This window comes from Bradyrhizobium sp. sGM-13 (genome assembly GCF_018398875.1).
Lineage (GTDB): Bacteria > Pseudomonadota > Alphaproteobacteria > Rhizobiales > Xanthobacteraceae > Bradyrhizobium.
Map to the genome: position 1 here is coordinate 111,320 of NZ_JAGWDK010000003.1, position 18,759 is coordinate 130,078.

The window sequence follows — 18,759 nt, forward strand, 5'->3', positions numbered from 1 at the left end:
CGATCGCTCGCCGGGCGGCCTGGCAATTCTTTTGCAGTTGTTGTTTCTTGGGTGGCGATCATGAGTGCAGATATCACGGCCGGTCCGGCGACCGGCGCGGCTTCCACTGCGTTTCCACGTTACGAACAGACATTCCCGGCGCTTACGCATGACGAAATCGCGCGCATGCGCCGGTTCGGGGAGCTTCGGACCTATAAGGACGGCGAAACCCTGTTCGAGACCGGCAAAGTCGGACCCGGCATGTTCGTGGTGCTGTCGGGCACGGTCGCGATCACCCAGCGCGATGGCCTCGGCCATATCACGCCGGTCATCGACCAGGGCCCGGGACAATTTCTGGCCGAGATCGGACAACTCTCTGGCCGCGTCGCGCTGGTCGACGGCCATGCCGAGGGCGATGTCGAAACGCTGCTGATCCCGCCGGACCAGTTGCGCGCGCTTCTGGTCGCGGAAGCCGAGCTCGGCGAGCGCATCATGCGCGCGCTGATCCTGCGCCGGGTCAGCCTGATCCAGGGCGGCGTCGGCGGGCCGGTGCTGATCGGCTCGCCCTCCCTCGGCGACACGGCGCGGCTGCAGAATTTTCTGGCGCGCAACGGCCAGCCGCACCACGTGCTCGATCCCGCAAGCGATAAGGACGCGGCCGATCTCGTCGCGCGCTATGCCACCTCGCGGGCCGATCTGCCGCTGGCGGTTTGTCCTGACGGTACCGTGCTGCGCAATCCGTCGGAGACGGAGCTGGCGCTGGCGGTTGGCATGATCACCAACCATGCGCATGAGAGGCTCTATGATGTGGCGGTGGTCGGCGGCGGTCCGGCCGGTCTTGCCACTGCGGTCTATGCCGCCTCCGAAGGATTGTCGGTGGCGGTATTCGACGCGCGGGCGTTCGGCGGCCAGGCCGGCGCCAGCGCGCGCATCGAAAACTATCTGGGCTTTCCGACCGGTATTTCGGGGCAGGCGCTCGCGGGCCGCGCCTACAACCAGGCGCAGAAATTCGGCGCCGAGATGCTGATTCCGGTTTCGATCCGGTCGCTGGATTGCTCGCAGCGCGACGGCGTGTTCGCGCTGGCCACCGAATGCGGGCAGTCGCTGCGCGCCAGATCCATCGTGGTGGCGAGCGGGGCGCGTTACCGGCGGCCGGAAATCGACAATCTCGACGCGTTCGAAGGCCGCGGCGTCTGGTACTGGGCCTCGCCGATCGAGGCCAAGCTGTGCGTCGGCCAGGACGTCGTGTTGGTCGGCGGCGGCAATTCCGCCGGCCAGGCCGCGGTGTTTCTCTCCGGCCATGCACGCAAGGTCTACATGATCATCCGCGGCGGCGGGCTGGGCGCCAGCATGTCGCGCTATCTGATCGAGCGGATCGAGGCGGCGCCCAATATCGAACTGGTCTTCAACGCCGAGGTGATTGCGGTCGAAGGCGGCGGCGATGGATCGCTCGAACGCGTGCGCTGGAAGAGCCGGCTGGCGCCGGAACAGCACAGTTTTGAAGTGCGCAACCTGTTTTTGTTCGTCGGCGCCGATCCGGCGACTCATTGGCTGGACGGCTGCGGCGTCACGCTCGACCGTGCGGGCTTTGTGGTGACGGGGGCGCAGTCCGAGCAGAATCTCGGCCGCCCGGTGCCGCCCCTGGAAACCTCGGTGCCCGGTGTGTTCGCGGTCGGCGATGTGCGCTCCGGCTCGGTCAAGCGCGTCGGCGGCGCGATCGGCCAGGGTGCGCAGGTGGTGGCCGCGCTGCATGGCTATCTCGCCGACGCCGCGAAGCCGTCGCTATGATGCGACGTGGCTGCCGTCGTTTGTGACGGCAGTGCAAATATTTCGTGCATCACACAACTTTCGTTGATGTGCCTTCATTCACGCACATGCCTGCCTTGCCGAACGCGGACGCGATGCGTGTGGAAATTCTTCGCGCCGCGTCGTAACGTTTAGAAGATTTCCAACGAAGGGGGCGCGTTATGATTTTGGGTATGAGTTTGGCGACATTCGTTCTCGTGCATGTCATCATCAGCCTCATCGCTATCGTTGCGGGAATCATCGTGATGTTCGGAATGCTCGGCTCGAAGCGTATGCCGGGCCTGACCGCGATCTTCCTGGTGTTCACGATCCTGACCAGCGCATCAGGATTTCCGATTCCGCCTCTTTTGTCCGAGAAGCTGTTGCCGTCACATATGATCGGCATTCTCTCGCTGGTGCTGCTGGCGATCGCCTGTTTTGCGCTTTACGGCATGAAGCTTAACGGTGCCTGGCGCTGGATTTACGCGCTGACCGCGCTGGTCTCGCTCTATCTCAACGTGTTCGTGCTGGTGATCCAGTCCTTCCTCAAGGTGCCGGCGCTGCATGCGCTGGCGCCGAGCGTGCCACCGGCCGAGCCGCCGTTCGCCATCGTCCAGGGCATCGTGCTGATATTCTTCGTCGTCATGATCATCGGCGCGCTCCGGCGATACCGGCCGACGCCGACATAGGCTGGCCTCTGGTATCTGTCGAGGAAAATCCGCACATCGCAATCAGCCACATCAGTTTCCGAGGGCCACGCAATAACGCGTGCTCGGGGATGACGGCATAACAAGAGGAGAATTCGTAATGCCCACCATCACGACCAAAGACGGCGTCGAGATATTCTACAAGGATTGGGGCAAGGGTCAGCCCATCGTGTTCAGCCACGGCTGGCCGCTGTCGGCGGACGATTGGGATGCGCAGATGCTGTTCTTCCTGAACAACGGCTTTCGGGTCATAGCCCATGACCGCCGCGGCCACGGTCGCTCCAGCCAGGTGGCCGACGGTCACGACATGGACCACTACGCCGACGACCTCGCGGCGCTGACGGCGCATCTCGATCTCAAAGGTGCTGTTCATGTCGGCCATTCCACCGGCGGCGGCGAGGTGGTGCATTACATCGCCCGCCACGGCGAGAGCCGGGTGGCGAAGGCGGCGATCCTCAGCGCAGTGCCGCCGCTGATGGTGCAGACGCCGGCCAACCCGGGCGGACTGCCCAAGGAAGTGTTTGACGGGTTTCAGGCGCAGCTCGCCGCGAGCCGCACGAACTTCTATCGCGACATCGCGGCCGGTCCGTTCTACGGCTACAACCGGCCGGGCGCCAAGCCGTCGGAAGCGGTGATCGAGAACTGGTGGCGCCAGGGCATGATGGGCGGTGCGAAAGCGCATTACGACGGCATCGTCGCCTTCTCCCAGACCGACTTCACCGAGGACCTCAAGAAGATCAATGTGCCGGTCTTGGTGATGCACGGCGACGACGACCAGATAGTTCCTTACGAAGACTCCGCTCCGCTGTCGGCGAAGCTTCTGAAGAACGGCACGCTGAAGACCTACAAGGGCTTTCCGCACGGCATGCCGACCACGGAGGCGGCGACGATCAACGCCGACTTGCTGGCGTTTATCCGGTTATGAAGTTCACCTTGATCCGACTTGATCATCGTCATTCCGGGGCGATGCGTTAGCATCGAACTATGGGGCGCCCTTGCGCCCTGAGAATCTCGAGGTTCCGGGTTCGCTCACTTCGTGAGCGCCCCGGAACGACAGTGGTTGGCTTTGGCCCCACCCCATCAAATCGCCGCAAATGTCGCCGCTTCTGCTGCAGACGCACCCGCTCATAAAAATTGTGCACAGCAAAGGGCATGGCATGGACCGCATTCGTATTGTCGGCGGTAGCAAGCTCAACGGCACCATCGCGATTTCGGGCGCGAAGAACGCGGCCCTGCCGCTGATGATCGCGGCGCTGCTCACGGAGGAAACGCTCATCCTCGACAACGTGCCGCGGCTTGCCGACGTCGCGCAGTTGCAGCGCATCCTCGGCAACCATGGCGTCGACATCATGTCGGCGGGCAAGCGGCAGGGCGACGGCCAATATCAGGGCCAGAGCCTGCACATTTCCGCCGCCAACATCATCGACACGACAGCGCCTTACGAGCTGGTGTCGCGGATGCGCGCCAGCTTCTGGGTGATCGCGCCGCTGTTGGCGCGCATGCATGAAGCGAAAGTCTCGCTGCCGGGCGGCTGTGCGATCGGTACGCGGCCGGTCGATCTTTTGATCATGGCGCTGGAGAAGCTCGGCGCCGAGCTCACAATCGACGGCGGCTATGTGGTGGCGAAAGCGCCCGGCGGCCTGCGCGGGGCTGCGATCGATTTTCCCAAGGTGACGGTGAGCGGCACCCATGTCGCGCTGATGGCGGCAACGCTGGCCAAGGGCACGACTGTTATCACCAACGCCGCCTGCGAGCCCGAAATCACCGACGTTGCCGACTGCCTGAACAAGATGGGCGCGCGCATCACCGGCGCCGGCACGCCGCGGATCGTGGTCGAGGGCGTCGAGAAGCTGCATGGCGCGCGCCACACGGTGCTGCCTGACCGGATCGAAGCAGGCACCTATGCGATGGCCGTCGCCATGACCGGCGGCGACGTGCAGCTTTCCGGCGCCCGCCCCGAACTCTTGCAGTCGGCGCTCGACGTGCTGGCACAAGCCGGCGCCAAGATTACCGTCAACAATGACGGCATTCGTGTCGCCAGAAACGGCGGCCCGATAAAGCCGGTGACGGTGTCGACCGCGCCGTTCCCGGGTTTTCCGACCGACCTGCAGGCGCAATTGATGGCGCTGATGGCCTGCGCCGGCGGTTCCTCGCAGATCACCGAAACCATCTTCGAGAACCGCTTCATGCATGTGCAGGAACTGGCGCGGTTCGGTGCGCGGATATCGCTGGACGGCGAGACCGCGACCATCGACGGCGTCGCAAAGCTGCGCGGCGCACCTGTCATGGCGACCGATTTGCGGGCGTCGGTTTCGCTTGTTATCGCAGGTCTTGCCGCCGAGGGCGAAACCATGGTCAACCGCATCTATCACCTCGACCGTGGATTCGAGCGGCTGGAGGAAAAACTTTCGGCCTGCGGTGCGTTGATCCAGCGCATCAGCGACTAAAGGACGATCGAGGATCTTGTGGCGGACCCGCTCAAACTGATTGCGCTCGACCCCGACGATCTCGCTGTCATATCGGCCCATGTGCAGGACGCCCGCGTTTTGGCCTCCGATATCGTCTGGCGGCAGGGCGAAAAGCGGCTGGTGGTCGGCATGAGCCGGCTGGACTGGGAGCAGACGCTGTCGGGCGGAACCGAACCGCGCCGCTTGATCGCGGCGCTGCGCTTCGACCGGGTGCTGGCCTGCAAATCGCGCAACATCGATCTGCAGCAGCCCACCGCGATGCTGGAACTGGTCGGGATCGAATTCCACCCGGGCGAGGCCCCCGGCGGCAGTGCGCTTCTCCTGTTCAGCCATGGCGAGGCGCTGCGGCTGGACCTCGAGTGCCTGGAATGCGAGCTGACCGACCTCGGCACCGACGATCTCGGCACCAGCGACCTGGCGATAGCGCCGCTGGGGCCAGAGGGGTAGGAGGTATCCCCTCTATCCGTCGTCCCCGCGCACGCGGGGACCCATAACCACAAATGCGTGTGGTGAAAGGGGATTGTCGCCTCAGCGTGCCCAAGCCGGACATCGGTGGTTATGGGTCCCTGCGTTCGCAGGGACGACGTGGAGGGTTGACGGCCCATGGCCGCCGCGCCATTGAGCAGGGGCCTCCGACGTCTCTCAGAAAGCCGCCATGCCCGTCCGCCTGGATACCAGCAGCGCCGATTTCGATCCGAAATTCAAGCAATTCCTCGCCGCCAAGCGCGAGGTATCGGCCGATGTCGAGCGCGCCACACGCGCGATTGTGGATGACGTGGCCGCGCGCGGCGACGCCGCCCTGATCGAGGCGACCAAGAAATTCGACCGGCTTGAGCTCGACGCGGCCGGCCTGCGCGTGACCGCGGCCGAGATCGACGCCGCCGTGAACGCCTGCGATGCCGCGACCATCGACGCGCTGAAATTCGCCCGCGACCGGATCGAGGCATTCCATCAGAGGCAGTTGCCGAAGGACGAGCGCTTCACCGATGCGCTTGGCGTCGAGCTCGGCTGGCGCTGGAGCGCGGTCGATGCGGTCGGCCTTTACGTGCCCGGCGGCACGGCCGCCTATCCGTCCTCGGTCTTGATGAACGCGGTGCCGGCCAAGGTCGCCGGCGTGCCGCGCGTGGTGATGGTGGTGCCGTCGCCGGACGGCAAGCTCAATCCGCTGGTGCTGGCGGCCGCCCATCTCGGCGGCGTCTCCGAAATCTATCGCGTCGGCGGTGCGCAGGCGGTGGCGGCGCTGGCCTATGGTACGGCGACGATTGCACCGGTGGTCAAGATCGTTGGGCCTGGCAACGCCTATGTCGCCGCCGCCAAGCGGCAGGTGTTCGGCAAGGTCGGCATCGACATGATCGCGGGTCCTTCGGAAGTGCTCGTCATCGCCGACGCGACCTCCAATGCCGGCTGGATCGCCGCCGATCTGCTGGCGCAGGCCGAGCATGACGCCAGTGCGCAATCGATCCTGATCACCGACAGCGCAGACCTGGCCACCGAAGTCGAGCGCGCAGTGGAATCGCAACTCGCGACGCTGCCCCGCGCCGAGATCGCGCGGGCCTCGTGGAACGATTTCGGCGCCATCATCATGGTGAAAGAGCTCGACGAAGCGGTCGAGCTGGCGAATGCGATCGCGGCCGAGCATCTGGAGATCCTGACCGCGGATGCGGAAGCGCTCTCGGCAAATGTCCGCAACGCCGGCGCGATCTTCCTCGGCGCCCACACACCGGAAGCGATCGGCGATTATGTTGGCGGCTCCAACCACGTGCTGCCGACCGCGCGCTCGGCGCGGTTTTCGTCGGGGCTCGGCGTGCTAGACTTCATGAAGCGCACTTCGATTCTCAAATGCGGGCCGGACCAGTTGCGCGCGCTGGGGCCCGCCGCGATGACCTTGGGCAAGGCCGAGGGTTTGGATGCCCATTCACGCTCCGTCGGATTGCGCCTCAATCTGCCATGAACAAGCCGCCACCAGACGATGACCAGCACAATCGCATCGTCGCGGTGACGCTCGACGAGGAATCGATCGGGCGCTCCGGCCCCGATATCGAGCACGAGCGGGCGATCGCGATCTACGACCTGATCGAGCAGAACCTGTTCGCGCCCGAGGGGACCGAGCAGGGGCCGTACGCGCTGCACATCGCGATTACCGGCAACCGGTTGATGTTCGACATCCGCCGCGAGGACGGCACGCCCGTGGTGGCGCATTTGCTGTCGCTGACGCCGTTCCGGCGGATCGTGAAGGACTATTTCATGATCTGCGACAGCTACTATCAGGCGATCCGCACCGCGACGCCTGACAAGATCGAGGCGATCGACATGGGCCGCCGCGGCATCCACGACGAAGGCTCGCGCACGCTGCAGGAGCGGCTGAAGGGCAAGGTCCGCGTCGATTTCGAAACCGCCCGCCGCCTGTTCACGCTGATCTGCGTGCTGCACTGGAAGGGGCAGGACGCATGATGCCGAAGAGTGCGAAGCGCTTTGCCGAAAGGATTTCCTAACGCATGGAGGCGCCGCCCCGCGCGCGCAATCCGCAGGCCGTGCTGTTCGCATGCGGGCTGAACAGCGTGCGCTCGCCGATGGCGGCGAGCCTGCTGCAGCAGATGTTTCCGCAAGGACTCTATGTGAAATCCGCCGGGGTCAAAAAGGGCGAGCTCGATCCGTTCGCCGTCGCCGTGATGGCCGAGCTCGGCCAGGACATTTCCGGCCACAAGCCGATCACGTTCGAGGAGCTCGAAGATTGGGAGGGGCTCAATTTCGATCTCATCATCACGCTGTCGCCGGAAGCCCACCACAAGGCGCTGGAACTGACGCGCACGCATGCCGCCGATGTCGAATATTGGCCGACGCCGGACCCGACCGACGCGGAAGGCAACCGCGAGCAAAAGCTCGCCGCCTATCGCGACGTCTGCGACGGCCTATTGATGCGCATCCGCCGCCGCTTCGCCAAGGCAGGCGCCGCGAGCGGATAGCCGTCGTGGGGGTGAACTGCCGGCCGGCGTTCCCCGGACGCTGCGCAACACGAAGCGTTGCGCTGCTGATCCCGGGGTCCATCTCAGCCATAGGTCCCGGCTCTGCGTTGCGTCACTGCGGGCCGCGCCGGGTCCGGGACACGAGACGGCGAGCGGGTAAAGCTCTCACCGTCGTTCCTGCGCAGGAACCCATACCCCCGCGGCCCAGCAGTTTGAGGAAGTGCCAGTCGCGCCCCTGTCATTCCCATGACAACCGCCTGTGGTTACGGGTCCCTGCGCTCCCTGGGACGACGGAAGAACCAAAGCCCTTACAATCACTTGTTCCCCGGTTGTGGAATGGAGTGCCTTCCGATAGGTTCCGCGCGCGCGATCCACCCGAATCCTTATCTCCCCGACACATCCAGCATGCTTGGCCGTCCCAAACTCGTTCTTGCTTCCGGTTCGCCGCGGCGGCTCAGCCTGCTCAACCAGGCCGGCATCGAGCCCGACGCGCTGCGCCCGGCCGATGTCGACGAGACCCCGAAGCGAGGCGAGCTGCCGCGCGCCTGCGCCAATCGGCTGGCGCGGGCCAAGGCCGACGCAGCGCTGAAATCCGTTCACCTAGACGACGAGCTGCGCGGCGCCTTCATCCTGGCTGCCGATACCGTGGTCGCGGTCGGCCGCCGCATTCTGCCGAAGGCCAATCTGGTGGATGAAGCTGCGCAATGCCTGCGGCTGCTCTCGGGGCGCAATCACCGCGTCTACACCGCGATCTGCCTGGTGACGCCGAAGGAGGCGTTCCGCCAGCGCCTGATCGAAACCCGCGTCCGCTTCAAGCGTTTGAGCGAGGATGACATTCAGGCCTATATCGGCTCCGGCGAATGGCGCGGCAAAGCCGGCGGCTATGCCGTACAGGGCATTGCCGGCTCCTTCGTGGTCAAGATGGTCGGCTCCTACAGCAACGTCGTTGGGCTGCCGCTCTACGAATCGGTCACGCTGCTCGGCGGGGAGGGCTTCCCGATTCGGTTCGGCTGGCTCAATGCGAGTTGACGGCCCCAAGGACGCCCCGAAGGATGGCCCCAAGGATACCGGCGCGCCCAAGCCGCCGAAACCTTGCCCGGTCTGCGGCAAGCCGGCCGACCCGGCCACGCTGCCATTCTGTTCCAAACGCTGCCGCGACGTTGACCTGAACCGCTGGCTCTCCGGCCGCTACGTCATCCCCGGCCGCCCCACCGACCCCGAAGACGCCGAATAGCCGAGTTCTGCCAAATATTTGGGGATGGATAAGGAGGCGGGCCGCGCCCAGCGAAGCCGACGGCGAAGCTGGGTGGACACAGCCCTCCGACCTCTCTATAAACCGCCCGCTCGGTGCGGCCTTTGGGGCCTTCGAGTATGCCCAGGTAGCTCAGTTGGTAGAGCATGCGACTGAAAATCGCAGTGTCGGTGGTTCGATCCCGCCCCTGGGCACCATTCAGTTCGATGCTGCCGTAGCCAACAGTCTCTTCGCGCAAAGGCTTGTCGCGGTGCGATTCCGCCCCTGGGTACCATCTTCTTCCGCATAATGTCGGCCTTTCGAGCTGACTGATCGTGCAACGTGACGACGTCTGTCGCGCGTTGGTCGGCGACACAGGGAGAAGGCGACGAAAATCGATGGCGCCTGATATTGCGGCAATATCCGATACGAGGCTGACGTCGCCCCGCCAAGGTCGTGATCTGCCACTGCACCGATTGCCAAACCGGTTCTGCCTTCGCACCGTAGTGCCGACCGAGGAGAACAGCTTCCGCCTGCTGTCGAGAACGCCGACCGTCTACGTCAAGGTCGGCGAGAGCGGTAACAAGCGCGAACAAACCTTCTGCCCGGATTGTGGTGCTCCAATCTACTCCGATCCTATAGGTTCACGCGCCGCGATGCGAGCCTCCGCGTCGCACCGGACGGACCGGCGGCGGGAAGATGGCGTTCTCGCTAGGCTTGATGTACGTCTCTAGATAGGAACCTGACCAAACGTGCCCGGTTCATACTATCTGGCCTACTGTATGGAGCTGCGCCTGAATGTGGGCGGCACATCCTCCTGACAGCATTCACATCACGCTCAAGCTCGCGAGTTGCGGACTGTTGCTGCTGGTTGCTACCGTCTACTGGCGCGCGTACGGACCGAGCAATTTTCTCTGGCTGTCGGATATCGGGTTGGCCTTCACGGTTGGCGCAATCGTGCTGGAAAGCCGATTGCTTGCGAGCATGGCGGCGGTTGGCGTACTCGCGCTTGAGATCGCGTGGACCGCCGACTTTCTGTCAGGAGGCCGTCTTCTCAGGCTCGCTAGCTATATGTTCGACGAAGCTCTGCCGCTGCATCTCCGGAGTCTTTCGCTCTTTCATCTTGCAGTGCCGATAGCTCTCGTTTGGCTGCTTTATCGATTTGGCTATGATCCGCGCGCACTAGTTTGGCAGATTTGTGTGACCTGGGCAGCCCTCGCCCTGAGTTACGGTTTGACCGAACCGGCCAAGAACATCAATTGGGTATTCGGCCCCGGGCGTGAGCCACAGCAGGTGATCGCGCCATCCGCCTACTTCGCAATCGAAATGGCGGTTATACCGGCCTTGGTGCTGCTTCCCACGCACCTCGTTCTGAAACGGTTGTTCCCGGTAACCCATCAGATGTAGCCGGGAAGTTGAAGCACATAAGCGTCCGCGCGACGTGGTGCAAACTCGGCAACCTGGTGCACTGGAACAGGCGCTGTGCAATGGCCAAGCATCGCAACAACGCTCGAAACACGAGCTCCCCCGTGACGTTTTGACGTTCGTCTTCCACAGAGCAAAAGCTGAGCTCGCTTGGGAGTTCATGAACTGCCTCATGCGAAGGTTGGATGGGGTATGAGCGGATTGCCCGTGCCGACACTTCCCTTCTGGCGGAGAACGACCAATCTTTTGGAACGGACCTATTCCCGGTGGCCACAGGTGGAGGCGCTAGTCGGGAACGATCGCGGCTGACATGCGTTGATTTGATGCTTCTAGGTTGATGCGTGTTGCATCGGAAATTCTACGCGACCCAAGTGTTCAGCCGTCGGGCGGCGTGACATTCCGATTTCAACGCTCGCGAATCTACATGGCGGCGGGCCATGCGAAAACGAGCGGAACCGCCGAATTAGCCAGGAGTAGACGCATGAACGTCAGCCATCCGAATGCATTCGACACGCGAAAGAACCCGGACGACTGGGTCTGCGGCACCGAACCAATGACAGCTGCGCAGGCCTCGTGTCTGCAGATGCTTGCTGAAGAGGCGCATGAGCCGTTCCCGTTCCGGAAGAACATGACCAAGGCGGAAGCCTCGAAACTGATCGATCAGTTCCGCGGCAAGGTCGGGTTCAAAGGTGAATCCAGCGATGCAACGACAGTCGGCTCGATGACTCCAGCTGAGGCCATCAAGGACCGGATCGTGGGAAAGGCCAAGCAGATCGCGGGCAAAATGGTAGGTGATCAGGTGCTGCACGATGAAGGCAAAGCCCAGGACGAGAAAGGCCGCCAACACAATGAGGAGGCAGGCGATCTCAAGCCGTTGGGCAATCTCGATCGTCTCACCTGAGCCGGCGCGATGCATTCAAACCAACTGAGCACGCCGCAGCCAATTGAGCCGACCTCGTTGGAGACCTTTGCGAAAATTGCGGGCGACCTGAGCCCCCGGACGATAGCTGCGCTGTCACGCGCCGCAGACGACTGAAAATCGCAGTATCATCGGTGGTTCGATTCCGGCCCTGGGCACCATGACGTCCTCTCGAAGCGATCAATAAAAGAACCGCTCCTCGACGATCTTGCCGTCCTTGACGGTGTAGAGGCCGATTTCGTCCATCTGCGTGCGCTGGCCGGTCGCCTTGGGCGTCACGTCGATCTTGAAGCGCAGGGCGAAGCGATCGCCGTTCACATAAGGCCCCTCGGCTTCGAAGCTATGCACATCGTGATTGGCGGTCCACCATTCGCCCTTGCCGTGCACCGCCGCGCGGCCGCGGACCTCGTGCATCGGCCCCTCCTGGGCCTCGTAGCTCACGACGTCGTCCGACCAGAAGCGCTCCGCCTCGTCGAACTTGCCGGCTTTGAGTGCGGCGGTGAACTGCTTGGCAATCTCGGTGGTGCTCATAACGATTCCTCCCACTCTTACTCTCGCTACATATCTTCTCTTCAGATCTTGTCGATGATGTGAACTGCCGGGCGTAGTCTGAAGCCGGGCCGACGTGTATCAAGGTACCAAATGGAGAAATCCCTTGTCCGAGCCTGATCGATCGACTCTACGAGACCCGGAGCCCATGCGCGCCACCGCCCGTCTGCCCGGCCTCGAGATCGAGATTGTCCACCGCCGGTCGGCAGAGGGCGATCGCGAGCAGATTTCCATCAACATGCTGGCGGTGCCCTCGTTCGATGCGTTCGAGCAATATCTGCGCGCGATGAACCCGTTCGCGCTTTGGGCCGAGGCCGCGCGAGCTGTCTGGGCGCCGTGGTTTGAGGCCACGCGCACGGCAACGTTGCCATACGTGGATTCGCCGAAGCTGATCAAGGGCGATCCGCAGCCGGATTCGGAAAGGGCGGATAGCGCTCCCGCACAGCGACAGTAGACTTGGCATTTCAATCGTTGCGTCCATAAGCCCTGTCAGGGCTCAGAGTGGGAATTCATGTACGGTGACAGTGCACTTAAACTGATTCCTGTCGCTTGTGCCGGAGTTAAGTGCACTGTCACCGTAACCCCTGGATTGCGCGCAACGATGCGCATGAAGACGTTTTAATTTTCGAGTTCTGGACCAACGGCAAAGGGAAACTCGACGTTTGGTTTCTCACGTCATCCAAACGATACGACGCGCAGATCAAGCGCATCCTGCGTCAAAAGACCGACTGCGATGCAAGCGGGTCGAGCACTATTTCGACGTCCCCAACGCAATCCGCCTAGGCCGAAGGCAACATCGACAATAGCCCGCAACTGCCAATCAAAGAAATCAAGGTCGGTGGAATGCGCACCAAAGGTCCCAAATTTGCTGAGACGGCAGCATCCCTGGGCACCATCAAGCAGGCATTGATGCCAAGCATGGCGAACGGCCGAATTGAGCCTAGGGCAGATGTTTATCAGTTAAGGATCCGGCAGTGAAAACCGCCAATTGAGCGTCGAAAGCACGCTTGAAGGCCGGCCGCGCTTCGCCGCGGGCGACGTAGGCGGAGAGGTTCGGATATTCGTCCAATAGGCCCGATCCGTTCAACCTGCGCAGCACCGTTACCATCAGCAGGTCACCGGCGCTGAACGCGCCATCGAGCCAGTCGGCATCGCCAAGCCGACGGGAAAGTTCGTCCAGCCGGCCACGGACGCGATCCTCGAGGATAGGCAGGCGCTGCTCGTACCAGGTCTTGTCGCGCTCCACGAGTGTGGCCATTTCGCGATCAACAATTGGCGGCTCCACCGTGTTGAGCGCGGCAAACATCCATGTGATCGCGCGCGCCCGGGCATTCGCATCGTTCGGCAGCAGGCTACTATTGCGCTCCGCGATATGGAACACGATCGCTCCCGACTCGAACAGGGCGAGATTGCCTTCTTCATAGGTCGGAATCTGCCCGAATGGATGAAGCGCACGATGCGCGGGCTCCTTCATATCGTCGAACGAAACAAGACGAACGTCGTACGGTTGACCTACTTCTTCGAGCGCCCAATGAACACGCATGTCACGTGCCTGTCCCTTGCCGCGGTCGGGCGACCGTTCAAAAGCTGTGATGGTGGGGGTCATTGGAGGACTCCGGTGATTGCATGACGCTGTCGAAAGTGATGTGCGTGATTGCGACGATCTTTCCCACGGTCAGGTATCCAGTTCTTGCGCTTTGCATCCGGAGGACGAACGACCGGCGCGGCTCCCGACAACTTGCCTCGCTTTCTTTGTCCATGGGATTTCGCGACCGCCACCGGCGAACGACCTGAAACCCTTCCGCCAGCGAAGGCGTGAAGCAGATACGGCAAGCCGGATGAGCCAACGGGTCGCGCGAATGCGCGCCCGATGACAGGCTCCGCAGTATCCGGGAGTTTTCATTGATATCCCCATCCCCGCATGTCGCTTCGCTCGTGAGGGTTCCCTGCCGATGGTTCCAACGTTGTGCGCGATCGAGATGTGCACGCTGGGTGGCACCACAGCACAAGTTCAGCGTCGGCAACCGGACATTGCATCACAATGCCTCGATCGCGCTGAAAGATCACAATAACGCCCGGTCGATGGCCTACAGCGGCGAACCTTAGTTGGCGCGATCCAGCGATCCCTTGTTCTCGGCCGAAATACCGCGAGAAGGATAACGCGCCGATTCCGCGATAGCGGAGCGACGCGGCGCCTAATCCATGCCGGCGCGAGCCGGGTGCAACATCTGCCACATGTGCAGGCCGGCGTCGCTGGCCGCCCGACCTGCTGAGCAAAGAGCAGGAGGCTCTCATGTCCACAGCGTTCCGCGTGGTTCTCGAAGGCTCTCAGGAAGTCCCCCCGAACAACTCGACTGCAAGCGGTCTCGGCACTGTCATCTTTGACAGCACGGAAATCGCCGCGAGCTATACGTTTCAGATCGAGGGCGTCGATTATGGCCCGATTACGGGCGGTCCCGCCCAGACGCCGTCGACCGACGACGACGTCATCTCCACCCATTTTCACAATGAAGTGCGAGGAGCAAACGGGCCCGTTGTCTTCGGGCAGATCAACCCGGCACAGGACGAAGATGATCTCAACATCGCCCTGAATGTGGATGGCTCCTGGACGGTAAGCGGTCGATGGGAGACGACGGACCCCGCCAGCGTTCCAATCACCGACTTCGCCGACGAGTTCGGCTCAGCTGCGGTGGGATCGGAGATCCCGATCTATTTCAACGTCCACACGAATCAGTTTCAAGGGGGCGAGATCCGGGGTCAGTTGATCGCAATCGCGGATGATAATGACAACGTCGTCGTCGGAACGCCGGGCGACGATTTTCTTCCCGGGCTCGGCGGCAATGACATCATCCGTGGCCTTGCCGGTAACGACAGACTTGAAGGCGGCGACGGCGACGACATTATCAGGGGTGGTCAGGGAGACGACGATATCAATACAGGCGCTGGCAATGATCTGGTTTTCGGCGGTCGCGGCAACGATACCGTCGGCGGCATGGCCGGAAGCGATACAGTCTTCGGCGGTGCTGGCGATGACTTCATCGCCTGGAACGACCCTACGGGCGATGTCGTGTTTGGGGACGCCGGGAATGACACGCTGCGAGGCGGCGACGTTGCCGCGGACACGATCTTTGGTGGTGGGGGTGACGACCTCATCCGGGCGGTCGCCAACCAGCAGTTGGCGGATCACGCGCCCGACCGCCTGTTCGGAGACCGCGGCAATGACACCATCATCGGCGGCAATGCTGATGATACGATCGAAGGCGGCGCCGGCGACGACACCCTCGCCGGTTTCGGTGGCGCTGATCAGTTTGTTTTTCGCGAGTCTGAACCAGGCAATGATCTCATCACCGACTTCGACGTAACACAGGACGTCGCGGTGTTGGACGGCTTTGGAGCCGACTTCGACCCGCTGGACAATCTGAGCGCGGCAGCTTCGGGTACCACCCTTGATCTCGGCGAGGGCAATCAGGTGGTGTTCGTGGGTCTCCTTCCGACCGAGTTTGACGCCGCGAATTTCCTCGTGACCGCTTGAGGTTGCGGAGGCGGGCCGGATCTACGGCCCGCCTCCGGCACGCCTGTTGGCACCGATTGTCGTCGCGCGTAAGACACGATCTTCTTGATCTGCGGTGCGAGCGCGTCTTCGGCAATTATTCTTTCTTACATGGGCCGGGATACTCTATTTCGGACACTAAGAGTCCGTTTGAGAACGTCAGTGGCTGATACGTCGGAGCAGAAGATCGCCCATGGCGACATGGTCGGCCTCGGATGCGCTCGCTGACACTGGTCACTCTTCGCCGTTTGTCTTCGTATTGCGCTCAACTGAGTTCTTGGGCGAGTCCGATAAGAAGCCCTTCAGGCCCACGGATGTAGCAGAGCCGATACGCGTCTTTATACTGGATTACTTCGCCTACGAGCTGCGCGCCGCGCGTGCGGAGCCTTTCAAGCGTCTCGTCGATGTCGTCCACGGCGAACATAACGCGGAGGTAGCCTAGGGCGTTGACCGGGGCGTTCCGGTGATCTGCGACGACAGGCGGCGTGAGGAAGCGGGAGAGCTCGAGCCGGCTGTGGCCGTCCGGTGTGCGCATCATGGCGATCTCGACACGCTGATCGCCCAGTCCAGTGACACGTCCGGCCCATTCTCCTTCGATCGTGGCTCGCCCTTCGAGCTCGAGGCCGAGTTCGCGAAAGAAATCAATCGTCCCTCCGAGGTCTTCGACGACGATTCCTACGTTGTCCATCCGCTTGAGCGCCATGTCTCCAATCTCCAAGGTGTCGTTCCAATCTACAAGGTGTCGCCTAGTCTAACAACGGACGCGTGAGGTGGCCCCCAACACCGATAGATGATGACATGTGGACGTGCGGTCGTGTCCACATGTCTACAATTCTGCGAGCCGTGACAGCCACCGGCCGGACAGCATCGGGACCCTGGGCGGCAGGGTTTCTGAACGGTCCCTAAGCCGTTCAAAATGGGATGTTGCGGGTTGGTCTACAGATGCCCAGCTAGCGGCGGCCAACTTCGGCTGCCGATCTATCTTTCAGCAAGCGTAGCCGGATGACCTAAAGCGACATCCGGGTTTTGGTAAGTGCCGGTCCCGCATATCGCGGAGCCTGTCATCGCTGGACGAGCGCAATTGCGCTCGTCGCGGGCATGCGTTCGCGCGACCCGTAAACTCATGGGGGCCTACTTGCTGCATGCGTTGGAAAAGCGCATTCACAGCCAACCCTGCGGAAGCAAATGTTGTGGTGCTTGGATGCCGCCGCCCGGTCACAAGCTTTTTATTCCTCGTTACCACCTGCACCGCTTCTAAGTTGGAGTTGGGATCTTAGATTCTAATGAAATGATTTCCATCATCTCATGGTGGAACCATTCTCTAATCGAGGTTTGGAGCGAATATGGGTGAAGTTATTCGATTTGTCCCGAAGGCTGAGCGCGAGCGAGCGCGCTTAATTCGAGAAGCCCGCGCGATATATGACAGCATCTTCCCGCCGGCTGAACCGGTCAGCGAGCGGCAGGGCAAGGCACCGATTGGTCATTCGGTCGCCGGCGTCAATCGTGGCGATAGGGGTCTCCTGTCGTGATCAAGGTCATCGCCGTGCTATGCAGTCTTTCCTCTCCGACAAACTGCCACGAGCAGACCGTCACCACTTCGGACTTCGTCGCCTTGTCGGTGCGGTCCTGCCTGATGGGCGCGCCGCAGCTCGCCGAGTGGATGAAGCAGCATCCGGCCGAGCGCTTGGCGGCATGGCGCTGCGTGATTGGCAAACAGGATGGCAGGGGAGCTTAGGGGGAAATCACAAACTCCGGTGACAGTGCACCAAACGTTCCGCTTTTGATTAAGTGCACTATCGCTCTCACGCGTAGGCCGCCATCTTCTTGATCTCAGGCGCGAGCACATCTTCGGCCGTGTCGAGATGGTAACGTGCTAAACGTTCATCCATCAGCCGCGCGTCGCGCGACCGTGTTGTCCCCGCGCGGGGTTCTTGCTGAAACTAGCGACGGCCTTTGCCGCCCCGACGAGGATCCTTGCCCGCGCCTTGACGACCGGCGCGAACTACCTTCTCGGCACCTCTCGCGTGGTGCCCACCTCGATTGCCGCCGTGTTTCCCAATCCGCTTGCCCGGCTCTGCGGTTGCTTTCGTTTTGGCCATGAATCAGCTCTTGGTGTCGGTGATTGGCGTCAGCTCTTTACGTCAGCTCTTGGCGCTGGAATTTTCGTTCTGCCGATCCTCCTTGATGATCGGACCTTTCGCAGCCTTGTTTCCGCCGCCCCATTGCTGAGCCTTCCGGGTTGCGTCGCCGCCCTGATGCTGCGGCGCATTACCCTTCGTGTTCGGGCTGGCGCTTTCGCCCTTGTTGCGGGCGCGGTCGTCGCTTTGTGTCATCGCCATCTCCTTGCTCCGACCAAAAGGAAACGCGGAGTGATTGCCACCGTTCCCAGGAACTCCCGCTTGGAAGAATTCGTTATAGCTATGATGAAAACCGCACCGAAAGACTGTTACGTGTTCGACATCGATGGGACACTTGCCGACGTGTCCCACCGGCTGCACCACATCGAGCGAAAACCAAAGAACTGGCGCGCATTTTTCGCAGCCAGCGCCGATGACAAAGCCATTGAGCACATCTGCGACCTGGCCCGGCATCTTTCCAAAGCCAAGCCGGTGGTCTTTGTGTCAGGCCGCTCGGATGAGGTGCGCGAAGAAACCGAAGACTGGCTCGAACGCGAAACAGGTCTGCGTGGGCCTTTGTACATGCGAGACCGCCGCGACCGCCGCCCGGACTACATCGTCAAGGCGGAGTTGCTGGACCGGCTTCAGGCTGACGGTTATCGGCCGATCATGGCCTTCGACGATCGCGACCAGGTCGTGAAGATGTGGCGCGCAAAGGGTGTTCCATGCGCGCAAGTCGCAGAGGGAAATTTCTAACGGAAGACGGAGTTGGCGCATGCAGCGATCTTCGGACAGGGCCAAGATCGGCTCAGGACAAATCGTCCTGCTCATCGTACTTGGCGCTCTGCTTTTCCTCACCGGCGTGTGGGCCGCTTACGTCTGGAACGCAAGCAGCGACGTTCCGATGAGCGCGCACGGCTGGATCGCGCTTGGCCTAGGCACGTTCTTTTCGCTGCTGATCGGATGCGGCCTAATGGCGCTGATGTTCTTCAGCAGCCGAAGCGGTCACGACGAGGCCGCCAGTCCGCATTTCAAGGAGCGTCGCGAGGGCGAAGATCGGACGTGA

At 62.2% G+C, this 18,759-nt stretch carries 22 protein-coding genes and 1 tRNA gene; 20 read left to right on the forward strand and 3 right to left on the reverse strand.

All coding sequences use genetic code 11. From position 1 onward, the window contains the following. The first annotated feature begins 60 nt into the window (after positions 1-60). From KJQ96_RS05120 to KJQ96_RS05185, 14 genes are all read left to right on the forward strand, one after another. Positions 61-1,767, forward strand: coding sequence for an FAD-dependent oxidoreductase (locus KJQ96_RS05120; protein ID WP_213285612.1), 1,707 nt, complete (start codon positions 61-63; stop codon positions 1,765-1,767). Positions 1,768-1,946: 179 nt separating this feature from the next. Further along, a complete protein-coding gene (locus tag KJQ96_RS05125; RefSeq protein WP_213285613.1) occupies positions 1,947-2,453 on the forward strand; it encodes a hypothetical protein in 507 nt (168 codons plus the stop codon). Positions 2,454-2,571: 118 nt separating this feature from the next. Then, positions 2,572-3,396 carry an alpha/beta fold hydrolase gene (locus KJQ96_RS05130; protein ID WP_213285614.1) on the forward strand — a complete coding sequence of 275 codons (825 nt, stop codon included), beginning with the start codon at positions 2,572-2,574 and terminating at the stop codon, positions 3,394-3,396. Between the two features lie 232 nt (positions 3,397-3,628). After that, the gene (gene murA, locus KJQ96_RS05135; RefSeq protein ID WP_213285615.1) at positions 3,629-4,918 is read left to right on the forward strand and encodes a UDP-N-acetylglucosamine 1-carboxyvinyltransferase; all 1,290 of its coding nucleotides are present in this window, start codon (positions 3,629-3,631) and stop codon (positions 4,916-4,918) included. A gap of 18 nt (positions 4,919-4,936) precedes the next feature. Next, positions 4,937-5,386 (forward strand): DUF2948 family protein, encoded by a 450-nt coding sequence (locus KJQ96_RS05140; RefSeq protein ID WP_213285616.1) that lies wholly within the window; start codon positions 4,937-4,939, stop codon positions 5,384-5,386. A gap of 208 nt (positions 5,387-5,594) precedes the next feature. Then, positions 5,595-6,890: a histidinol dehydrogenase gene (gene hisD / locus KJQ96_RS05145; RefSeq protein ID WP_213285617.1), complete on the forward strand. Its 1,296-nt coding sequence runs from the start codon at positions 5,595-5,597 to the stop codon at positions 6,888-6,890. Then, entirely contained in the window at positions 6,887-7,390 is a 504-nt protein-coding gene (locus KJQ96_RS05150; RefSeq protein WP_213285618.1) for a UPF0262 family protein, read from the forward strand. The genes hisD and KJQ96_RS05150 overlap by 4 nt, the downstream gene beginning before the upstream one ends. 44 nt (positions 7,391-7,434) lie before the next feature. Continuing rightward, complete coding sequence (locus tag KJQ96_RS05155; RefSeq protein WP_213285619.1) at positions 7,435-7,902, forward strand: low molecular weight phosphatase family protein; 468 nt, start codon at positions 7,435-7,437, stop codon at positions 7,900-7,902. A 405-nt stretch (positions 7,903-8,307) separates the two neighbouring features. Next, positions 8,308-8,931: a Maf-like protein gene (locus KJQ96_RS05160; RefSeq protein ID WP_057845441.1), complete on the forward strand. Its 624-nt coding sequence runs from the start codon at positions 8,308-8,310 to the stop codon at positions 8,929-8,931. After that, the gene (yacG, locus tag KJQ96_RS05165; RefSeq protein WP_213285620.1) at positions 8,921-9,136 is read left to right on the forward strand and encodes a DNA gyrase inhibitor YacG; all 216 of its coding nucleotides are present in this window, start codon (positions 8,921-8,923) and stop codon (positions 9,134-9,136) included. The genes KJQ96_RS05160 and yacG overlap by 11 nt, the downstream gene beginning before the upstream one ends. A 139-nt stretch (positions 9,137-9,275) precedes the next feature. Further along, positions 9,276-9,351: transfer RNA gene (locus KJQ96_RS05170), tRNA-Phe, on the forward strand. A gap of 180 nt (positions 9,352-9,531) precedes the next feature. Then, positions 9,532-9,867: a GFA family protein gene (locus KJQ96_RS41940; protein WP_213285621.1), complete on the forward strand. Its 336-nt coding sequence runs from the start codon at positions 9,532-9,534 to the stop codon at positions 9,865-9,867. A 64-nt stretch (positions 9,868-9,931) separates the two neighbouring features. Further along, positions 9,932-10,540: a hypothetical protein gene (locus KJQ96_RS05180; protein ID WP_213285622.1), complete on the forward strand. Its 609-nt coding sequence runs from the start codon at positions 9,932-9,934 to the stop codon at positions 10,538-10,540. 442 nt (positions 10,541-10,982) lie between these two features. Beyond that, on the forward strand, positions 10,983-11,459 hold the full coding sequence (locus KJQ96_RS05185; protein ID WP_249733764.1) for a DUF3072 domain-containing protein: 477 nt from the start codon (positions 10,983-10,985) through the stop codon (positions 11,457-11,459). 198 nt (positions 11,460-11,657) lie between these two features. On the opposite strand, the gene KJQ96_RS05190 is transcribed toward KJQ96_RS05185, so the two are convergent. After that, the gene (locus KJQ96_RS05190) at positions 11,658-12,008 is read right to left on the reverse strand and encodes a nuclear transport factor 2 family protein (RefSeq protein WP_213285623.1); all 351 of its coding nucleotides are present in this window, start codon (positions 12,006-12,008) and stop codon (positions 11,658-11,660) included. A gap of 166 nt (positions 12,009-12,174) precedes the next feature. On the opposite strand from KJQ96_RS05190, the gene KJQ96_RS05195 reads away from it, so the two are divergent. Then, positions 12,175-12,480, forward strand: coding sequence for a hypothetical protein (locus tag KJQ96_RS05195; RefSeq protein WP_213285624.1), 306 nt, complete (start codon positions 12,175-12,177; stop codon positions 12,478-12,480). 486 nt (positions 12,481-12,966) lie between these two features. Here the strand turns inward: KJQ96_RS05195 and KJQ96_RS05200 are convergent, their stop codons facing one another. Then, the gene (locus KJQ96_RS05200) at positions 12,967-13,632 is read right to left on the reverse strand and encodes a glutathione S-transferase family protein (RefSeq protein WP_213285625.1); all 666 of its coding nucleotides are present in this window, start codon (positions 13,630-13,632) and stop codon (positions 12,967-12,969) included. A gap of 687 nt (positions 13,633-14,319) precedes the next feature. On the opposite strand from KJQ96_RS05200, the gene KJQ96_RS05205 reads away from it, so the two are divergent. Beyond that, positions 14,320-15,558: a CHRD domain-containing protein gene (locus tag KJQ96_RS05205; RefSeq protein WP_213285626.1), complete on the forward strand. Its 1,239-nt coding sequence runs from the start codon at positions 14,320-14,322 to the stop codon at positions 15,556-15,558. Between the two features lie 283 nt (positions 15,559-15,841). Here the strand turns inward: KJQ96_RS05205 and KJQ96_RS05210 are convergent, their stop codons facing one another. Next, positions 15,842-16,279, reverse strand: a complete 438-nt coding sequence (locus KJQ96_RS05210; RefSeq protein WP_213285627.1) for a VOC family protein — start codon at positions 16,277-16,279, stop codon at positions 15,842-15,844. 640 nt (positions 16,280-16,919) lie between these two features. Here KJQ96_RS05210 and KJQ96_RS40110 point away from each other — a divergent pair. From KJQ96_RS40110 to KJQ96_RS05225, 4 genes are all read left to right on the forward strand, one after another. Further along, positions 16,920-17,105, forward strand: a complete 186-nt coding sequence (locus tag KJQ96_RS40110; RefSeq protein ID WP_249733765.1) for a hypothetical protein — start codon at positions 16,920-16,922, stop codon at positions 17,103-17,105. Next, the gene (locus KJQ96_RS05215; protein WP_213285628.1) at positions 17,102-17,311 is read left to right on the forward strand and encodes a hypothetical protein; all 210 of its coding nucleotides are present in this window, start codon (positions 17,102-17,104) and stop codon (positions 17,309-17,311) included. Before KJQ96_RS40110 ends, KJQ96_RS05215 begins: the two co-directional genes overlap by 4 nt. A gap of 196 nt (positions 17,312-17,507) precedes the next feature. After that, entirely contained in the window at positions 17,508-18,449 is a 942-nt protein-coding gene (locus KJQ96_RS05220) for an HAD family acid phosphatase (RefSeq protein WP_213285629.1), read from the forward strand. 19 nt (positions 18,450-18,468) lie between these two features. After that, positions 18,469-18,759 carry a hypothetical protein gene (locus tag KJQ96_RS05225; protein ID WP_213285630.1) on the forward strand — a complete coding sequence of 97 codons (291 nt, stop codon included), beginning with the start codon at positions 18,469-18,471 and terminating at the stop codon, positions 18,757-18,759.

Coding starts and splice junctions, on each gene's coding strand:
- KJQ96_RS05120 (WP_213285612.1), top strand. CDS start 61: ATGAGTGCAGATATCACGGCCGGTCCGGCGACCGGCGCGGCTTCCACT.
- KJQ96_RS05125 (WP_213285613.1), top strand. CDS start 1,947: ATGATTTTGGGTATGAGTTTGGCGACATTCGTTCTCGTGCATGTCATC.
- KJQ96_RS05130 (WP_213285614.1), top strand. CDS start 2,572: ATGCCCACCATCACGACCAAAGACGGCGTCGAGATATTCTACAAGGAT.
- murA (WP_213285615.1), top strand. CDS start 3,629: ATGGACCGCATTCGTATTGTCGGCGGTAGCAAGCTCAACGGCACCATC.
- hisD (WP_213285617.1), top strand. CDS start 5,595: ATGCCCGTCCGCCTGGATACCAGCAGCGCCGATTTCGATCCGAAATTC.
- KJQ96_RS05150 (WP_213285618.1), top strand. CDS start 6,887: ATGAACAAGCCGCCACCAGACGATGACCAGCACAATCGCATCGTCGCG.
- KJQ96_RS05155 (WP_213285619.1), top strand. CDS start 7,435: ATGGAGGCGCCGCCCCGCGCGCGCAATCCGCAGGCCGTGCTGTTCGCA.
- KJQ96_RS05160 (WP_057845441.1), top strand. CDS start 8,308: ATGCTTGGCCGTCCCAAACTCGTTCTTGCTTCCGGTTCGCCGCGGCGG.
- yacG (WP_213285620.1), top strand. CDS start 8,921: ATGCGAGTTGACGGCCCCAAGGACGCCCCGAAGGATGGCCCCAAGGAT.
- KJQ96_RS41940 (WP_213285621.1), top strand. CDS start 9,532: ATGGCGCCTGATATTGCGGCAATATCCGATACGAGGCTGACGTCGCCC.
- KJQ96_RS05180 (WP_213285622.1), top strand. CDS start 9,932: ATGTGGGCGGCACATCCTCCTGACAGCATTCACATCACGCTCAAGCTC.
- KJQ96_RS05185 (WP_249733764.1), top strand. CDS start 10,983: ATGGCGGCGGGCCATGCGAAAACGAGCGGAACCGCCGAATTAGCCAGG.
- KJQ96_RS05190 (WP_213285623.1), bottom strand. CDS start 12,008: ATGAGCACCACCGAGATTGCCAAGCAGTTCACCGCCGCACTCAAAGCC.
- KJQ96_RS05195 (WP_213285624.1), top strand. CDS start 12,175: ATGCGCGCCACCGCCCGTCTGCCCGGCCTCGAGATCGAGATTGTCCAC.
- KJQ96_RS05200 (WP_213285625.1), bottom strand. CDS start 13,632: ATGACCCCCACCATCACAGCTTTTGAACGGTCGCCCGACCGCGGCAAG.
- KJQ96_RS05205 (WP_213285626.1), top strand. CDS start 14,320: ATGTCCACAGCGTTCCGCGTGGTTCTCGAAGGCTCTCAGGAAGTCCCC.
- KJQ96_RS05210 (WP_213285627.1), bottom strand. CDS start 16,279: ATGGCGCTCAAGCGGATGGACAACGTAGGAATCGTCGTCGAAGACCTC.
- KJQ96_RS40110 (WP_249733765.1), top strand. CDS start 16,920: ATGGGTGAAGTTATTCGATTTGTCCCGAAGGCTGAGCGCGAGCGAGCG.
- KJQ96_RS05225 (WP_213285630.1), top strand. CDS start 18,469: ATGCAGCGATCTTCGGACAGGGCCAAGATCGGCTCAGGACAAATCGTC.